The sequence below is a fragment of the Methylosinus trichosporium OB3b genome (assembly GCF_002752655.1).
Classification (GTDB): domain Bacteria; phylum Pseudomonadota; class Alphaproteobacteria; order Rhizobiales; family Beijerinckiaceae; genus Methylosinus; species Methylosinus trichosporium.
In genome coordinates, this window is sequence record NZ_CP023740.1 from 54,379 (window position 1) to 70,101 (window position 15,723).

The window sequence follows — 15,723 nt, forward strand, 5'->3', positions numbered from 1 at the left end:
AGGCGGAAGCGGTCCCGCCGAGGGCGAGGTTCCGATGGCTTCAAGTTCACTGAATGTTCCGAGCGCCGCATCGGGCGTGACGCAGGTCCTCTCGCAAGACGAAGTTTGCGTCGGCGCGGCGTGGCCGGGCCCGCTCCGAACTCAGGTCTTCTTCGTCGCGGCGCAGACGAAGGGCGCGGTCATCGCCCCCGTGACGGCGCTCCGCGCGAGCGCCGATGGCGGGACGACCGTCGGCGTCATCGACGCGGACTCGACAGCGCGACGGGCGCCGAGGTCATGGCGCTCTTCGCCGAGCTCGCCGCGGAGGGCCATACGGTCATACTGATCACGCACGACCTCGAGATCGCCAAAGCCGCTGATCGGATCATCGAGATCCGCGACGGGACGATCATTTCGGACGACGAGTCGGAGGTTGTGAAGCGCGACGCCGATTTCGCGCAGCCCGGTCTCGACGACGATGTCGGCTCGTCATTCCTCCTCGACATACGCGAAGCGGTGCATGCGGGAGGTCGGACCCTCGCCGCCAATCCGTTTCGAACCGGCCTCACCTTGCTCGGCATCATCCTCGGCATCGCGTCGGTCATCGCGCTCCTCGCGATCGGCGAAGGCGCCAAACGGGCGGTGCTGTCGCAGCTCGCCGTTTTCGGGACCAATCGCATGTATGTGATTCCAGGCGGCGGCAGCGGCCACGGCTTGGCCGGGCGGCTGCTCGCCGCCGACGCCGACATCGTCCGCGACGTCCCGAACATCGCCGCCGCCATGCCTTATCTCGAGGGACAGGTGTTGGTGCGCGCGGGCAATGTCGACTATGGCGCGAACGGGGTCGCGATCACGACGGATTTCCCGCGCATTCTGAACTGGTCCGTCGAAGCTGGCGTGTTCTTCGCGAAGGAGGACGAGCGCGCTCTGGCGACCGTCGCGACAATCGGCTCCAAGCTCGCCGCACGACTCTTTTCCGACGGAGAAAATCCTATTGGGAAAATGATTCTCGTGAACGATGTGCCGTTCCAGGTGATCGGCGTGTTGTCGAGCAAAGGCGCGCTGTCTGGGAACAGCGACGACGACGACACGATCGTTTTTCCCTTTTCGACAGGCAGCATACGCGTCTTCGGAAAGAAGGAGCTCTCATGGATCTCGGTGCTGGTCGACGATCTCGCGCGCGCCGACGAGACGGCGGACGCGATCGCCGCCGTTCTCGAGAAGGCTCACCATGCGCATGACTTCCGGGTCTTCAACAAGGCCGCCACGATCGAGGCGCAAAATCGCACGCAGGACGCCTTGACCCTTCTGCTGGGTTTCACGGCCGCGATCTCGCTCTTCGTCGGCGGCATCGGGGTGATGAATGTCATGCTGATGGCGGTGACCGAACGAACGCGCGAGATCGGCATCCGAATGGCGACGGGCGCGCGCACGATCGACATTCTGCGCCAGTTCCTCACCGAAGCGATGATGATCTCAGGCGCCGGCGGACTGGTCGGCGCCGTGATCGGCGTCGCCGCCGGCGCGGTGGTGACGGGCCTCGTCTTCGGCTTCATGCCGGCATTGCGCGCGGCGCGGCTCGAGCCCGTCGCCGCTCTCGCTCGGGAGTGAAACGATGAGCGTTTCACATTTTGACGGAAGCGTATCCGGCGTTTGCAAGATAGTTGGCGCATTCGCCAGGCTCGATCGCTTCGACGAGGCTGCCGACGTGACGCCACGTGTCGTCGATCGTTCGCTTCTGGGCCTGTCGCATCCAGTGCTTGATCTTGGCGAAGGCCTGCTCGATCGGGTTGAGATCGGGCGAGTAGGGCGGCAGATACCAGAGCCTTGCGCCAGCGGCTCGAATTGCGCGTCGCACGGCCGCGGACTTGTGGCTGCCGAGATTGTCCATGATGACGATATCGCCGGGTCGGAGCGCCGGGACGAGCTGCTGCTCGACATAGGCGCGGAAGCTTTCTCCGTTGATCGGGCCGTCGAAGACGCAAGGCGCAGCGAGACGGTCGTGACGCAGCGCGCCGAGAAATGTGAGTGTGCGCCAGTGGCCATGGGGGGCGAAACCGCGTAGGCGCACGCCTTTGGCCCCCCAGCCGCGCAGCGGCGCCATGTTGGTCTTGATCCAGGTCTCGTCGATGAAGACGAGGCGCTGTGGATCGAGGCGCTCCTGCCATGATCGCCAGCGCCGACGCTTGCGAGCGATGTCGTCACGCGCCTGCTCGAGGGCGAACAGCGTTTTTTTTGAACGAGAGGCCTTCGCGGCGCAGAAACAGCCACACGGCGTTATGAGAGACCTTCACGCCGCGCGCGGCCAGCTCGTCTTTCAACCCGTGCAATGTCAGATGCGGCGTCTGCCCGATCCGTTCGAGGATGAAGGCTCGATGCGGCTCCAGGGTCGGCTTGCGACGCCCACCTATCTTGGCTGGAGCCACTGAACCCGTCGATCGATGACGCTGCGACCATTTTACGACAGATGACACCGCCACGCCGAAACGCTGCGCCACAGAACGGCAGCTCTCGCCGGCCGCCGAAGCGGCGACGACACGCTCGCGAAGATCATTGGAGAGAGGTCGAACCATAGATGCTGGCCTCCGCCCAGCCAGCATCTTGAATCACGTTCCCTTCAATTTGGGAATCCGTCGCGATTCCAAAAACGCGTGAAACGCTCTATAAATCAACGGCTTGTGCTTTACTCAATTCGGTTGCCAAATAGACGGAGAAAAAGCGACGATCATGCTGCTCGGCTACGCCCGTGTCTCCAAGTCCGAAGACCAGGAAGCCGCGCCGCAAATCCGCGAGCTGAAAAAGGCCGGCTGCAAAAAGGTCTTCGAGGAAACGGCGTCCGGCGGAAGATGGGATCGGCCGGAGCTGCATCAGCTGCTCGATCGGATGCGCGCCGGCGACACTCTCGTCGTTTGGAAGCTCGATCGGCTGTCGCGCTCGCTCAAGGACCTGCTGGTCATTCTCGAACGCATCGACGCCATGGGAGCAAGGTGGTTCCGTCGCAAATTTTGACTATGGACGCGACGAGCGTATGAGAGTGTTTCAGCTCACGCCGCGAGGGCATAGAACTGCTGTGCTGGACGCAATTCGCCCCTGGTCCGCAACTGGTCCTTTCGGATCATATGCATGAGCTCGATGCCGGAAAGCGTCGCAGCAGCGGATCGAAATGATTTGAAACCCAACATCGGCCGCGTCACCCGCTTCACCGCTCGATGGTCCTGCTCAACGATATTATTGAGATATTTGATGCGGCGGATTTCGATATCCGCTTCATGCTCCGCATTGTAGCGTTCGATCGCTGCCGTGTTGGCGCCGCTCTTGTCGATCGTGATCTTCTCCGGCTCGCCATGCTGGTCGATCGCCTTGCGCAAAAAGCGCAACGCGGCTTTGCAGTCCCTCTTGGCCGTCAGCAGGAAATCCACCGTCCCGCCTGCCTTGTCGACCGCCCGATACAGATATTTCCAGCAGCCTTTGACTTTCACGTAGGTCTCATCGAGACGCCAGCTGGATCCGATCGAGCGCTTGCGAGTGTGGAACTGTTTCTCCAGCAAAGGAGCATACTTGACGACCCAGCGGTTGAGCGTCGAATGGTCGACTTCGACACCTCGCTCTTCCATCATTTCCTCGAGTTGACGATAGCTCATCGGATACGCCACATACCAGCGGACGCCCCACAGAATCACGTCGCGTTCAAAATGGCTGCCCTTGAAATCAATCATCGCACTCGTCCGCCAGCTCCACTGCCGGCAATTATAGCCCAAACCGACCTGCGACAAAAATTCGCGACAGAACCAGCAGCGCTACACCTCCTATTTCAACGTGGCCGACCACGGGTGGCCTCCATCAGCCCACGATCTGCATAGATGCGCCCGAGTGGAACGCGCATCGCTGGGCGATAAAGGTCATAATGCTTTGCGCATTCGGACTATATGAATTTTCGTGCAAAGGATTGTTGCGAAGGCCGAGGGCTTCCGCGGTTCCGTTCGAGCATCCCCAAGGCCTTAATAGGATACCGGCCAAAAAGGCGGGGTGTGGCGCACTGAGCTCTCTATATGTTGCGGCGCAGACGAGTGCAAACGATGAAGCCAGATTGTCGATCACGGAGCCTCCCGTTCGCGCGCGTCCGCGCCACTTTCGCCTCGAAGAGGCGCTTTGCCGAATCGACGGAAGGGCGTTCGACTGGCCAAGTTCGTCAGTCTTCCCTTTCGGGGCAATTCTCTCATGCCATGAGGCCTAAAACGCTTTCTGTCCAATCGGCGACGGCTTCGACGCCATGCTCTTCGCGAATCGACAGGGCAAAGTCCCGTGCGGCGCGCAGATAGCTGTCGTCACAGAGTTCGGCGAGCGCACGGGTGACGCTTCGTAGATCATAGCTGGAGAGCTTCAACGCTAGACCGAGGCGCAGACGTCGGACGCGCTCGCCATGGTCTGGCTGGTCGCCAAAAAACGGAACGACCAATTGCGGCTTGCCTGCACGTAGTGCTTGAGCGGTCGTTCCGATCCCGCCATGATGCACCACGCAAGAGGCATGAGGGAAGAGTTCATCGTGGGGCGCCTCGGAGCAGACGAATTCGTTTGGCCCAGCCGAGCCGGATAGCCTCTCGGCGTCCTTCGCTCCGGCGAGCAAGACAGCTCGACGCCCGAGAGAGCGGGCCGCCCTTATGCTGACGTCGTAGAAGTCGCCTGAAACTTGTGGAGCGAAGGAACCCAAGGTGAAGACGATTGGCGCGCTTCCCGACGACAGGAAAGCGCACAATGACTCGCTTAGTCGGCGCCTTCCCTCGTCTCGAGGCTCATAGAAGGGAAAGCCCGGAACTTCCATATTCGCCGGCCCGTCCAGCGGGCGCGGCGCGAAGCGGGGTGAATAGAGACCAAATATTTTCGACGCGCTGCTCTTCCCGCCAAAATCAAGGAAGAAATCCTCGCGCGACTGGGGCAGTCCGAGCTTTTTTCGAAACGAATGGAAGCGCTTCATCCGTAAGCGTCGTTGTGGCCCCATTGATTTTTCGGGTTCGGGCGGATATTCGGATGTGAGATTCTTCTGAGGGACAGCCATGTCTCTGGAAGGATCCGAAGATGAATGAGAATGCGACGGTCGAAACGGCTTTTGGCGCGGGATTTGTCGGACGTGTGGATTTTCGTCGTTCACGTTCGGGCAATCGGCTGTGGTCGAAAGAGCTGAAGGGCCGGATCGTGCGAGAGAGCCTCGCGCCTGGAGCGCGCGTCGCCGACGTGGCGCGCAAATATCGGATATGCGCGCAGCAATTGACGCAATGGCGCCGCCAGGCGCGCACCGGGCGGCTCGCGCTGGTGACCGATGGTCCCGCGGAGTTCGTGGAGATCGAGCTCGAGCAACCCGCGGCTCACAGCGAAGGCGATGCGAAGATCGAGATCGTCGTCGGCAAGGTCGTGTTGCGGCTGGAGCAGGACACCGCGTCGACGCGCATCGCCGAGATCATGACTGCGCTGGAGCGTGGCGCATGATCATTCCGTCACAAGGGCTGCGGATCGTGCTCGCGGTGCGGCCCATCGATTTTCGCTGCGGGCATGACGCGCTGGCCGCTCTGGCGCAGAACAAGCTCGGACTCGATCCGCATTCCGGCCTCATCGTCGTGTTCCGCTCGAAGCGAATGGATCGCTTGAAGATTTTGCTGTGGGACGGAACCGGACTGGTGCTGATCTACAAGCGTCTCGGCGAAGGCGGTTTTTCTTGGCCGCAAATCAGCGACGGCGTCCTGCAATTGAGCCGGATTCAGTTCGAAGCGCTGTTCGACGGGCTTCACTGGAAGCGCGTCGGCGAGCGGATCGTGGCGACGCCGACCGCGGCGAGCTGATCGCAACTTCGGCTTCATTCGGCGACTCGCTTGCGATAGAATCGCCGAGATGACGCCGAGCTTCGATCCCGCCAGACTCGCAGAGCTTCCTGCCGAGCTGCGCGCATTGTTCGAAGCTCAACGCGACATGCTCGAAGCCGAGCGCATCCGCGCCGATCGCGAGCATCGCCGCGCCGAGAACGAACTCGCCGCGCGCCTTCACACGGAGAGCGAGCTTGCAGCGTCGAAGGAGACGGTCGAACGTCTGCAACTGCTCGTCAAGGAATATGAGCGCGCGCGTTTCGGCAAACGTTCGGAGAAGCTCGATCCCGATCAGTTGCAGCTCGTTCTGGAAGATATCGAGATCGCCATCGCCGAAGTCCAGGAGCGGGAGGACGATCGCGCGCGCCGCTCGGGACGCCCGGCGACGAGCGCGCGCGCCGGCCGCGCCGCGCGCGCCTTTCCTGCTCATCTGCCGCGTGTCGAGCGTGTGATCGAGCCAGAGAGCCTCGCCTGTCCTGCGGCTGCGGCCTGATGGTTCGGATCGGCGAGGACCGCTCCAGCCGCCTCGACGTGACGCCGGCGCAATATCGCGTCATCGAGACCGTGCGGCCCCGCTACGCCTGTCCGAAAGGATGCGCGGGCGTCGCCCAGGCGCCGGCCCCCGCGCATCTGATCGAGGGCGGCATCCCCACCGAGGCGCTGCTGGCTCGAGTGGCGGTCGCCAAGTTCAGCGAGCACATGCCGCTCTACCGCCAATCGCAGGTCTTCGCGCGCCATGGGATCATGCTCGACCGCGCCGTTCTCGCCGATTGGATGGGAACGACGGCCTTCCACCTCGCGCCGATCGTCGAGCGCATGAGCGCGTTGATGAAGCTGTCCGGCCGTCTATTCATGGACGGTAAGCGCACACCCGGCGCCGTTCACTCGGTAGGCTTGAAATTCCAGGGCATGAGCGCCTCGATGTTCTTGTTGGACCATCGGTCGGCGATTCGTTCGAGGGTCTGCTGGGCCCAGGCGTAGGGATCGACGCCGTTCACTTTGCAAGTCTGAAGCATGGTAGCGATGGAAGCCCACGTCCGCCCACCGCCGGCGGACCCGGCGAAGAGTGAGTTCTTGCGCGTGATGGCCTGGGGCCGGATCGCCCGCTCGACAATGTTGGAGTCGATTTCGACGCGGCCATCGTCGAGGAAGAGTCCGAGAACCGCTCGATGCGATCGGGCGTAGCGGATCGCCTCGGCCAATTTCGATTTGCCGGAGATGCGCGGCAGCTCGCGCTCCCAGAGATCGAACGATGCCTGCACGATGTCGCCCGACGTCGCCCTTCGCGCCGCCAGGCGCGCCTGCGGCGGCTGACCGCGCACCTCCTCCTCGACGGCCCACAGCAGCTTCATCTGCTCCACCGTCGCCGTCGCGACGATCGACTCGCCGTTCGCGTGGAGCTCGAAGAACCGGCGGCGCAGATGGGCCCAACATCCGGCCAGACGCAGCCCGTTGGAATGAGGAGCGCCCGCGAGCTTGCGATATCCCGCATAGCCGTCGCATTGCAGGATGCCGCGATAATCGCCGAGGTGACGCGCCGCGCAATCGCCGGATCGGCTCTCCTCGAACCGATAGGCGACCATCGGCGGTCCCGCGCCTCCGAACGGCCGATCATCCCGCGCATAGGCCCACAACCAGGACGTCTTGGTCTTTCCGGCGCCGGGGCTCAGCGTGGGCAGCGTCGTTTCGTCGGCGAAGATCCGTTCGCCCTCGCGGATGCGCGCGAGCACATGCGCCGCGAGCGGCTCGAAGTGGAAACCAACCGCGCCCATCCATTGCGCTATCAGCGAACGTCCCAGCTCGACGCCGTCGCGAAGGTAGATGGCCTCCTGACGGTAGAGCGGCAGCCCGTCGGCGTATTTCGACACCGCGACTTGCGCGAGCAGCGCTTCCGTCGGCAGGCCGGCTTCCACAATGTGCTCGGGCGCCGGCGCTTGCAGGATCGCGGCGGGGTCCTTGTAGGCGTATTTCGGCCGGATCGTCACGATCAACCGGAAGCGCGCGCGCACGACATCGAGCCTGACGCTCTCCTCCCGCCCGATCTCGACCCGCTCCTTGCCCTGGAGCTCCTCGGGAACCTCGGGCTCCAGGATTTCCTCGACCCGCTCCAGATGCGAGGGAAACCGCGGCTTGTCGCGAGGCGTCTTGCGCGGCTTGGAATCCGCCTTCGCGGCCAAACGCGCGTCGATCGCCGCGAGGCCGGTTTCGACTTCCTCGAACACGAAGCTCTGTTGCTCGGCGTCGTCGGCGCCGAGCTTTTCGGAACGTTTCCCGAAGCGGTCGCGATGAAGCGTCTTGATGATCGAGGTCAGCCGATCGATCTCGGCTTTCGCCACCGCATTCGTTTGCGTGAGATCCTCGACCTTCGCCGTCAGGCTCGATGTTTGCGAACGCAATGCCTGCGCGTCGGTCTCTGAACGATCGACGCGCGCCAAGGCGTCACGCGCCAGCGCCTTCAGTTCATCGACGTCGTCAGGAAGCTCGCCGAAGCGCTCGATCATGCTGCGCAAGGTACCGCTTTCGTTGCTGAAAGTCCCGCATTTTATGGACTTTTCAACGCTTCCGGCGCGCCTTTTTCCAAGGTCAGCCGGCGCTCTGCGGCGCCGGCGCCTCTACCGCCCGAACCCGCCGCCAATCGAGTCCTTCGACCAGCGCCATGACTTGCGCGTAGCTCAGACGGATCTCGTGGCTCCCCGCTGTCGGCCAGCAGAAATGCGAATGCTCGAGGCGCTTGGCGAAAAGACAAAGACCCGAACCGTCCCACCACACGATCTTGATCCGGTCGGCTCTTTTCGCTCGGAAAACATAGAGGGAACCGTCGAACGGATCGGCGCCGGCGTCCTGAACCAAGGAAACCAATCCTTCTGGTCCTTTCCGGAAATCCACGGCCGCCGCCCGCAACAGCACCCGTGCGCCCGGCGGAATCATGCCTCACGCACCGCGCGCAGCAGGCGGCGAAGGTCGGCTTCCGAAATATCCGCGTTCACCCGCACGACCGCCCCGCCGAGTTCTATCTCCACGCGCCGCGTCTTTGCCGCACGCGGCTCCGCCGGCGCCTGGCGCTCGATCTTTTCCGCGCGGAGAGCGGCGGCGCGTCGCCACCCGAAAAGTTGCGACGGCGTGATATCGAGCGAACGCGCCAGCGCCGAGACATTCGTGCCGGGCTCCAGCGACGCGGTGATCGCCCGGTCCTTGAAGTCCTCCGACCAACGTCGACGTTCTCCGACCGGCGCTCCTTCGAGACGTTCAGCTCGGACCTCGATGAACTGGTTCGTGTCAGTTCTGCGCATAGGCGTAGACATAGATGTTGCTATCCATGTCCAACCGCTACCACTTCCACGCCACGCGCCGCCAGAATGGCGCCGGGTGAACGCTTACCATGGACGAGACGCGGGCGCCGGTTCTCGATCCCGGCCGCGGCCGGACGAAGACGGGCTATCTTTGGGCCGTTCTGCGCGACGACCGCGGGCACGGCGGCGCCGATCCGCCGATCGTGGTCTATCATTACGCGCCGGGTCGCAGTGGCGAGCACGCCGAGCGGATGCTCGAAGGATTCGACGGCGTTCTCCAGGTCGACGGCTATGGCGGCTATCATCGTCTGGCTCGCCCCGAGCGCAAAGGCGGCGCCCCGCTGCGGCTCGCCTGGTGCTGGAGCCACGGAAGGCGCGAGATCATCGCCGCCACGCCGAAGGCGGGCTCGCCAATCGCCGAAGCGATCCTGGCGCGCATCGCCGCGATCTATGCGATCGAGGCGGAGATCAGGGGCAAAGAGGCGTCGATCCGGCAGAGCGGTCGCGCCGAGCGGTCGCGGCCTCTCGTCGTCGAGCTCGAAGAGTTTTTGCGCGCCCAGGCCGCGCGCCTCTCCGGACGCAGCGACATAGGCAAGGCGGTCGCCTATCTTCTGAACCATTGGGCCGGGCTGACACTGTTCCTCGACGATGGACGCGTCGAGATGGACACCAACCTCGTCGAAAATCGGATTCGGCCGCTGACTCTCACGCGCAAGAATGCATTATTCGCGGGGCACGATGAAGGTGGACGTTCCTGGTCGCGTCTCGCTTCGCTCATTGCGACATGCAAGCTGAACAGCATCGATCCCTATGCCTGGATGAAGGCGACGCTCGAGGCGATCGCCGACGGCCATCCGCAGTCGCGCATCGACGAGCTGATGCCCTGGGCCTTCAAATCCTCGTCGCCGACGCCAGCCGCCTGATCGATTGCCGCACGCTGACCTAATCGCTGGCGAAGCTTTGCGCCAAAGGCGTGCAATGCCTTGTCGCAAAGAATTGCAAGCTGTTCTTCCATTCCAGCGGCAATGGGACGGAAACGGCGCTTACCTTCATCCGCATGTTCACGCCGGTCCGTATGAACGAGCGGACCACTTTGTTGAACCTGATCGCGGGGCGAGACGCAGGCTGAAGGATGTAGGGCGCCGGAGGCGTCAGCGACGGATTGGAAGCCGACTGCACATACAGCGGCGCAAGGGCGAGCCTCGCAGTCGGAAGGCCAGACGTCTCTGCGGCCAGATTCGCGCCGACGAGCAGATTATGAGTGACGATCGCATCCGCTCCCTCCGCCGCGGCGAGAGTGTCGTCGTAGGTTTCGGCGAGGAAACGAAGATAAATTTCGTCCAAGATAAAATATGGGTTCCTCAACATGATCCGAAAGGCGCCGGCAAGATCGACGCCGAGCGCGCCGACGATGTCGTTCTCGTGTGGTCGCAAGCGAGCATAGGCGATACCCTCGCGCTCGATCGAGCCTCTATGCATTTCAGGCGCAGCGATGACCACATCCAGACCCCGGCGGCGCATTGCGTGAGCGACGGCGATAAACGGATAAATGTCGCCCAGAGTGCCGAATGTCGCCAACAAAATGCGCTTGCGCCGCCCCATCGCTTTTTCCAAATTTCAAATGTGCTTCACAACTCTTACCAACAAATGTTCGTCGTGAGCAACACGACCCGGAAGCCAGCCGACGATGTATAAAATAACTCGCCCGATCATATTTGTCCCACGAAGGATCTATATGGCGCGCTCCCGCCATTCGATCATGAATACTCGTGGCGCCACTTCATAGCCCAGGCGTCCGTGGAATGGAACCACTCCAGTGGCCGCTTCTCGCACGAGCACCGTATCAGCGAAAATGCTCTGCGGAGGCAAGATTGTAGAGCTGACCCCAGTGACCGTCATATCAGACCATGACGTTTGCAATGACCCAACCGACGCGAGCAGCACGTCCGAGCAGGCTCCTTTGCTGTCATTGAGGTCGCCGGTAAGGAAAACTGGCGGCTCTCCCGATGAGGGAACGCGGAAGCGTACGACTGGCGAGATAGGCTACACGGTTTCCCAACCCGGGCACTGTCATGTAACGCCGCCGCAGCAGCGCTTCGACCGCTGATGCAGCGCAGCGATCCACGTCCATCAGCCCCATCCGCCCCCAACGCAAATCGCTTTGTGCGGCCATAGCCGTATCTATGCCTCCCGGCAAAAAAGCGCCGACACTTACACTCGTCCCTCTCAGTTCGATTGAAAGCGCCTGAATGAGCGTGTTCATATACGCCTTCGAGGCCCCGTAAACCGCCTGATACGGCAATGAGGTCTCGGCTCCCAGACTGGAGATCGCGAGAATCGCCGTCTCGGAACGGCGAAGTTTGAAGATGCTGACGATACGCGCCAGCAGGTCCGTGAAGCCGAGAACATTGGTCTCGATCAAACTATGATAGTCGGAAATGTTGTTTGCGTCGAACCGACCAACGCTCGTGAGGCCGGCGGCGAGCAAGGCTGCTGTCGCATCGAGCTCCTCGATCTTGGCGGCGATCCGCGACCGGCCCTCTTCTGTGCTCTGGTCGGCCGAGACGACCTCGCTGGCAATTCCGAAACGTAGTTCGATTTCGGACTGCAGATCGAGCAATCTGTCCATGCGTCGGCCGACCAAGATGGGCTTTGCTTTGTAGGAACCCGCCAGGCAAAGCGCTGCGGCCCTGCCGAGGCCCGATGATGCGCCAGTGACAACGACCCATGATTCAGCGATAGGCAGGCGCGCCATTATTTCACTCTCTCGCGATCGTTCCCGGGCGCGCTCGAGGGCTCGCGGGAGAAGTTTAGGGTGTTCCGCGATCTCAGCGGTGCTTGTTGGTCAGCTTGATGATGGCAGTTCTTACGGGTCGGGGCAACTTCCGCTGTTTCGCGACCAATATACTGCTGCTTGCGTATCGCGGACGACTTCGCATTCCTTCCGTTCAATCAGTTCATCAGCGCTCTTGGAACCTGTTTGGCAGCGCTGAAGTGTCATCGGCGCGCATCCTGCGTATTCCGCGGCCGGGTGACGGAGAACGGCTCGTCCCGTCATTCGTAACCCGTGATTGCCGCGTCGATTTCTATCCGCGCACCGTCGCGCTCCAGCAGCAACCGGCGTCGCTCCCCCGGAGCGCCGTGGAGTTTCGACAACACCGCTTCCCTGCTGGCGCCCCGAATTTCAGCGCCGTCGACGGCCACGAGCTCGTCTCCGATTTCAGCTCCTTCGATGGCTTCATCGGCTCCCTCGGCGCTCGCCTTGCGAACAAGGTTGCCGATGAAGTAGCGATCATCGCGCCGAACGAGGGTAAGGCCCGGCTGATCGAGTCCGTGCAAATCAATGCTCCGCTGCTTTCGCCAATAGGTCATTCGGTTCGGGTAGTCGATCGTCAGCTTGTAGTCTTTGAGCACGTTGCCGCCGAGCCAGCCTATGACGGGCGTCGGAGCCGCCTTGCGCCAATTGTCCCAAAAGAAGTCGCCGAGCAATCCATCGACGAAGACGCCGAGTATCGGGGCGGTCGCCAGTGCGCCGACATTGTCGAGGGAGAGCGCGCCGACCGTGATTCTCGGAACGCGGAACACGACGCCATCCTTCTCGAAGGCGAAATCGACCATATTGGCGTTGGCCGGACCGACCGCGCCAAAAGCGCGCCGCCATTCGGGATGTTGCGCCATCCAGCCTCTCGCGACATCGCCTCGCACCCAGCTGTAACCGGAGCCAGCGTCAAGCGCGAGCGGGTAAACGCTATCGCCGATTTTGACCTCGATCGCGATGACGCCGGTCTTCGAATTAACCTCGCACGGAACGGCGACGCCCTCTGGCTTTCGAGTCCCGGGCTCCGCGATAGCCAAGGCGTGACGACCATAGTCGAGAGTTACAATGAACTGCTGTAAGAGACTCGCCGGCAGCATAGCTTCGACCGGCTTGGGCGCGAAGAGATGTCGAAAGTCTGGAACGCCGAGTCCGCCATCGCCATTCACGACCCCGCCCGCGTCCGCCATGATCGCGCGGTCCCCGACCCAGAATCGTAACGGTCGCCCTCGGTCGATGGCCAACTCCTGATAGAGCGTCCGCGTCAGAACCGGCGCAGCCATACCCATGTTGAACCAAACGAGCGCCTTACGCGTTCCCCCCTCCGGCGTTTCGAAGGCGACGTCCAGCAGCACACGCCCGGCGTCGAGGATCATAGGAATTTCACCAGTCGCGAAAGCCACGGTCGTTTGCGGCGGAGGGCCTTTTCGCGCCGCCTCGGCCGGCGCGGAAACGCAACTCAGAAGCATGGGAACGACCAAAAGCGCACAACGGGGAAAATCGGTCATGGCGAAGCCTAGCCATAGAATGAATCAAACGGCGTCTTTCAAGGATCCCACCTCATCATCCGGCGTATATTCCATCAAGTCGCCGGGCTGGCAGTCGAGATAGCGGCAAATCGCGGCGAGCGTCGAAAAGCGAACGCCATTCACCTTGCCCGATTTGAGGAGAGAGAGATTTGCCTCGGTGATGCCGATCGCCTGCGCGAGAGTCTTTGAGCGAATCCTGCGTTTGGCCAGCATGACGTCGAGGCGCATGATGATCGGCATCAGACGAATCCGTCCCGTTCCTGCTCGATCTCACGACCGAACTCCATGACGTCGGCGATGACGAAGGCCAGTGTGCCGAAGATCAACGACATGACCTCGTCGAGGTGAAACCAGATCGGATCACTCGTCACTCCCGCGAGTATGATGACGCGATTGGCGACGAATGGCGCGGCCGAGTAGAGAATGAGGCCTACGCCCATGAATTTTATTCGGCGCGCATTTTCGAAGGCGAACACGATCCCATCGGCATAGAGACGAAACAACCCGCGCGCCTCGTGAAGAATGAACATGATCGGCGTCGTGAGGAGGCAGATGGCGACAGCGCCCGCCAGCCGCTGGCTCGGGGCAAAGGCCGAGAGAGCCACGCGGCCTCCTGCCGGTTCGGGCGCTCGTCCGATCCATAGTCCTCCCGGACCAAATGAGAGGAGCGGCCCGTCATAGAGCAGCGCCGCCATGGCGAGCGTCAGAGTAAACGCCGCAGCCAATGCGAAGGCGACGGTCAGCGCGGTCGCAAGCAGATCGCTTCTGCGGGTTGTGTCGCAAATTTTGTCTACGGACGCGACACCGGCGTCTGAGAGTGACGCGGCTCACGCCACGAGGGCATAGAACTGCTGCGCTGGACGCAATTCGCCTGTCGTTCGCAGCTGCCCCTTGCGGATCATATGCATGAGCTCGATCCCGGAAAGTGTCGCGGCAGCCGATCGAAATGATTTGAAACCCAACATCGGCCGCGTCACTCGCTTCACCGCTCGATGGTCCTGTTCGACAATATTGTTGAGATATTTGATGCGGCGGATTTCGATGTCCGCTTCATGCTCCGCATTGTAGCGTTCGATCGCGGCCGTGTTGGCGCCGCTCTTGTCGATCGTGATCTTCTCCGGCTCGCCATGCTGGCCGATCGCCTTGCGCAAGAAGCGCAACGCGGCTTTGCAGTCCCTCTTGGCCGTCAGCAGGAAATCCACCGTCCCGCCTGCCTTGTCGACCGCCCGATACAGATATTTCCAGCAGCCTTTGACTTTCACGTAGGTCTCATCGAGACGCCAGCTGGATCCGATCGAGCGCTTGCGAGTGTGGAACTGTTTCTCCAGCAAAGGAGCATACTTGACGACCCAGCGGTTGAGCGTCGAATGGTCGACTTCGACACCTCGCTCTTCCATCATTTCCTCGAGTTGACGATAGCTCATCGGATACGCCACATACCAGCGGACGCCCCACAGAATCACGTCGCGTTCAAAATGGCTGCCCTTGAAATCAATCATCGCACTCGTCCGCCAGCTCCACTACCGGCAATTATAGCCCCAAACCGACCTGCGACAAAAATTCGCGACAGAACCATCATGCGCGGCGCCGTCGAGCGCGTGCGCCCGAAGATGATGACGGTCACGGCCATCATCGCCGGCCTGCTGCCGATCCTCTGGAGCCATGGCGCGGGCTCGGAGGTCATGCAGCGCATCGCGGCGCCGATGATCGGCGGCATGGCGTCCTCGACGGCGCTGACGCTCGTCGTCATTCCGGCGATCTATGCGCTCGTCAAGGGCTTCCGCTTGCCTCGCGCCGGAGTCACTTCGAACGCAGGCCGAGCAGCACGCGGCCGTCCGGTTCGGAATTGACGCTCGATCCCGTGACTGCGGAGGGCTTCGACGCGAGCGCCCGCGCGCGCAGGCGAGAGGCGTCGACGCCGAGCCGCGTCAGCGCCAGGACGACCGCCTCCGCCCGCTGCTGATCGTAGCGCGCGCTCCCGCGCCCGGCGCATCAGGCCACCCACGGCGTCGGAGCAGTTGGACGAGTTGCTGGGATACCATGTCCCTATGGGCCGCCCGCCCAAGCACGACCTGTCCACCTGGACCGTCACCGACGATTGGCCGCGCCCCGTTCCGGTCACGCAGGCCGAGATCGAGGTGTTCGAGCAATGGTTCGGAGACCTATTCGATGAACTGTTCGGCCCTGAGGGCTGACACTTCGGGGATTTGAAATCGGCGTTGAAACCCGCCTTCCAATAGATTATATGTAGTCACATA

Annotated in this window: 18 protein-coding genes and 3 pseudogenes; 9 read left to right on the forward strand and 12 right to left on the reverse strand. The window is 62.2% G+C overall.

Annotated elements, in window-relative coordinates:
- Positions 1–276: 276 nt before the first annotated feature.
- Positions 277–1,590, forward strand: coding sequence for an ABC transporter permease (locus tag CQW49_RS23595; protein ID WP_099832123.1), 1,314 nt, complete (start codon positions 277–279; stop codon positions 1,588–1,590).
- A gap of 13 nt (positions 1,591–1,603) precedes the next feature.
- On the opposite strand, the gene CQW49_RS23600 is transcribed toward CQW49_RS23595, so the two are convergent.
- Positions 1,604–2,552, reverse strand: a protein-coding gene (locus tag CQW49_RS23600) for an IS630 family transposase (protein WP_099832124.1) whose coding sequence is annotated in 2 segments (ribosomal slippage) — positions 1,604–2,215 and positions 2,217–2,552 — 948 coding nt in all. Because the reading frame shifts where the segments join, the coding sequence is not laid out codon by codon here.
- Between the two features lie 154 nt (positions 2,553–2,706).
- On the opposite strand from CQW49_RS23600, the pseudogene CQW49_RS23605 reads away from it, so the two are divergent.
- A pseudogene (locus tag CQW49_RS23605) lies at positions 2,707–2,964 on the forward strand (recombinase family protein); the annotation flags it as partial.
- Between the two features lie 59 nt (positions 2,965–3,023).
- Here the strand turns inward: CQW49_RS23605 and CQW49_RS23610 are convergent.
- Positions 3,024–3,695, reverse strand: coding sequence for an IS6 family transposase (locus CQW49_RS23610; RefSeq protein ID WP_024750089.1), 672 nt, complete (start codon positions 3,693–3,695; stop codon positions 3,024–3,026).
- 500 nt (positions 3,696–4,195) lie between these two features.
- Complete coding sequence (locus CQW49_RS23615; RefSeq protein ID WP_024750090.1) at positions 4,196–4,951, reverse strand: glycosyltransferase; 756 nt, start codon at positions 4,949–4,951, stop codon at positions 4,196–4,198.
- 101 nt (positions 4,952–5,052) lie between these two features.
- Between CQW49_RS23615 and tnpA the strand changes: the two genes are divergently transcribed.
- The 4 genes from tnpA to CQW49_RS25945 are packed head-to-tail and all read left to right on the forward strand — an operon-like array spanning position 5,053 to position 6,812.
- Positions 5,053–5,460 (forward strand): IS66-like element accessory protein TnpA, encoded by a 408-nt coding sequence (gene tnpA, locus CQW49_RS23620; protein WP_003615373.1) that lies wholly within the window; start codon positions 5,053–5,055, stop codon positions 5,458–5,460.
- Positions 5,457–5,810, forward strand: a complete 354-nt coding sequence (gene tnpB / locus CQW49_RS23625) for an IS66 family insertion sequence element accessory protein TnpB (protein WP_003615375.1) — start codon at positions 5,457–5,459, stop codon at positions 5,808–5,810. The genes tnpA and tnpB (CQW49_RS23625) overlap by 4 nt, the downstream gene beginning before the upstream one ends.
- A 49-nt stretch (positions 5,811–5,859) precedes the next feature.
- Positions 5,860–6,324, forward strand: coding sequence for an IS66 family transposase (locus CQW49_RS25940; protein WP_003615377.1), 465 nt, complete (start codon positions 5,860–5,862; stop codon positions 6,322–6,324).
- Positions 6,324–6,812 (forward strand): IS66 family transposase, encoded by a 489-nt coding sequence (locus CQW49_RS25945; protein WP_003615378.1) that lies wholly within the window; start codon positions 6,324–6,326, stop codon positions 6,810–6,812. Before CQW49_RS25940 ends, CQW49_RS25945 begins: the two co-directional genes overlap by 1 nt.
- Here the strand turns inward: CQW49_RS25945 and tnpC (CQW49_RS23635) are convergent.
- The 3 genes from tnpC (CQW49_RS23635) to CQW49_RS23645 form a co-directional block, all read right to left on the reverse strand.
- Positions 6,713–8,332 carry an IS66 family transposase gene (gene tnpC / locus CQW49_RS23635; protein ID WP_003615380.1) on the reverse strand — a complete coding sequence of 540 codons (1,620 nt, stop codon included), beginning with the start codon at positions 8,330–8,332 and terminating at the stop codon, positions 6,713–6,715. The genes CQW49_RS25945 and tnpC (CQW49_RS23635) overlap by 100 nt on opposite strands.
- Before the next feature lie 82 nt (positions 8,333–8,414).
- The gene (tnpB, locus tag CQW49_RS23640) at positions 8,415–8,681 is read right to left on the reverse strand and encodes an IS66 family insertion sequence element accessory protein TnpB (RefSeq protein ID WP_244441404.1); all 267 of its coding nucleotides are present in this window, start codon (positions 8,679–8,681) and stop codon (positions 8,415–8,417) included.
- 74 nt (positions 8,682–8,755) lie between these two features.
- Positions 8,756–9,133 carry a transposase gene (locus CQW49_RS23645; RefSeq protein WP_003613712.1) on the reverse strand — a complete coding sequence of 126 codons (378 nt, stop codon included), beginning with the start codon at positions 9,131–9,133 and terminating at the stop codon, positions 8,756–8,758.
- Positions 9,134–9,204: 71 nt separating this feature from the next.
- Here CQW49_RS23645 and tnpC (CQW49_RS23650) point away from each other — a divergent pair.
- Positions 9,205–10,044, forward strand: a pseudogene (gene tnpC, locus CQW49_RS23650) (IS66 family transposase); the annotation flags it as partial.
- A 19-nt stretch (positions 10,045–10,063) separates the two neighbouring features.
- Here tnpC (CQW49_RS23650) and CQW49_RS23655 read toward each other — a convergent pair.
- The 6 genes from CQW49_RS23655 to CQW49_RS23680 form a co-directional block, all read right to left on the reverse strand.
- Positions 10,064–10,723, reverse strand: a complete 660-nt coding sequence (locus CQW49_RS23655) for a glycosyltransferase (protein WP_003615386.1) — start codon at positions 10,721–10,723, stop codon at positions 10,064–10,066.
- A gap of 364 nt (positions 10,724–11,087) precedes the next feature.
- The gene (locus tag CQW49_RS23660; RefSeq protein WP_003615388.1) at positions 11,088–11,876 is read right to left on the reverse strand and encodes an SDR family NAD(P)-dependent oxidoreductase; all 789 of its coding nucleotides are present in this window, start codon (positions 11,874–11,876) and stop codon (positions 11,088–11,090) included.
- Positions 11,877–12,175: 299 nt separating this feature from the next.
- Positions 12,176–13,444: a S41 family peptidase gene (locus CQW49_RS23665; protein WP_003615390.1), complete on the reverse strand. Its 1,269-nt coding sequence runs from the start codon at positions 13,442–13,444 to the stop codon at positions 12,176–12,178.
- 24 nt (positions 13,445–13,468) lie between these two features.
- Positions 13,469–13,705 (reverse strand): helix-turn-helix domain-containing protein, encoded by a 237-nt coding sequence (locus tag CQW49_RS23670; protein WP_003615392.1) that lies wholly within the window; start codon positions 13,703–13,705, stop codon positions 13,469–13,471.
- The gene (locus CQW49_RS23675) at positions 13,705–14,070 is read right to left on the reverse strand and encodes a DUF2975 domain-containing protein (protein ID WP_244441405.1); all 366 of its coding nucleotides are present in this window, start codon (positions 14,068–14,070) and stop codon (positions 13,705–13,707) included. The genes CQW49_RS23670 and CQW49_RS23675 overlap by 1 nt, the downstream gene beginning before the upstream one ends.
- 222 nt (positions 14,071–14,292) lie before the next feature.
- Entirely contained in the window at positions 14,293–14,964 is a 672-nt protein-coding gene (locus CQW49_RS23680) for an IS6 family transposase (RefSeq protein ID WP_003616345.1), read from the reverse strand.
- A gap of 75 nt (positions 14,965–15,039) precedes the next feature.
- Between CQW49_RS23680 and CQW49_RS23685 the strand changes: the two are divergent.
- Together CQW49_RS23685 and CQW49_RS24235 are read left to right on the forward strand one after the other, a co-directional pair.
- Positions 15,040–15,315: pseudogene (locus tag CQW49_RS23685) on the forward strand (efflux RND transporter permease subunit); the annotation flags it as partial.
- Between the two features lie 168 nt (positions 15,316–15,483).
- The gene (locus CQW49_RS24235; RefSeq protein WP_193787577.1) at positions 15,484–15,660 is read left to right on the forward strand and encodes a hypothetical protein; all 177 of its coding nucleotides are present in this window, start codon (positions 15,484–15,486) and stop codon (positions 15,658–15,660) included.
- The last annotated feature ends 63 nt before the right edge of the window (positions 15,661–15,723 follow it).

Coding starts and splice junctions, on each gene's coding strand:
- CQW49_RS25940 (WP_003615377.1), top strand. CDS start 5,860: ATGACGCCGAGCTTCGATCCCGCCAGACTCGCAGAGCTTCCTGCCGAG.
- CQW49_RS23665 (WP_003615390.1), bottom strand. CDS start 13,444: ATGACCGATTTTCCCCGTTGTGCGCTTTTGGTCGTTCCCATGCTTCTG.
- CQW49_RS23660 (WP_003615388.1), bottom strand. CDS start 11,876: ATGGCGCGCCTGCCTATCGCTGAATCATGGGTCGTTGTCACTGGCGCA.
- CQW49_RS23610 (WP_024750089.1), bottom strand. CDS start 3,695: ATGATTGATTTCAAGGGCAGCCATTTTGAACGCGACGTGATTCTGTGG.
- tnpA (WP_003615373.1), top strand. CDS start 5,053: ATGAATGAGAATGCGACGGTCGAAACGGCTTTTGGCGCGGGATTTGTC.
- tnpB (WP_003615375.1), top strand. CDS start 5,457: ATGATCATTCCGTCACAAGGGCTGCGGATCGTGCTCGCGGTGCGGCCC.
- CQW49_RS25945 (WP_003615378.1), top strand. CDS start 6,324: ATGGTTCGGATCGGCGAGGACCGCTCCAGCCGCCTCGACGTGACGCCG.
- CQW49_RS23645 (WP_003613712.1), bottom strand. CDS start 9,133: ATGTCTACGCCTATGCGCAGAACTGACACGAACCAGTTCATCGAGGTC.
- CQW49_RS23670 (WP_003615392.1), bottom strand. CDS start 13,705: ATGCCGATCATCATGCGCCTCGACGTCATGCTGGCCAAACGCAGGATT.
- CQW49_RS23615 (WP_024750090.1), bottom strand. CDS start 4,951: ATGAAGCGCTTCCATTCGTTTCGAAAAAAGCTCGGACTGCCCCAGTCG.
- tnpC (WP_003615380.1), bottom strand. CDS start 8,332: ATGATCGAGCGCTTCGGCGAGCTTCCTGACGACGTCGATGAACTGAAG.
- CQW49_RS23680 (WP_003616345.1), bottom strand. CDS start 14,964: ATGATTGATTTCAAGGGCAGCCATTTTGAACGCGACGTGATTCTGTGG.
- CQW49_RS23595 (WP_099832123.1), top strand. CDS start 277: ATGGCGCTCTTCGCCGAGCTCGCCGCGGAGGGCCATACGGTCATACTG.
- CQW49_RS23655 (WP_003615386.1), bottom strand. CDS start 10,723: ATGGGGCGGCGCAAGCGCATTTTGTTGGCGACATTCGGCACTCTGGGC.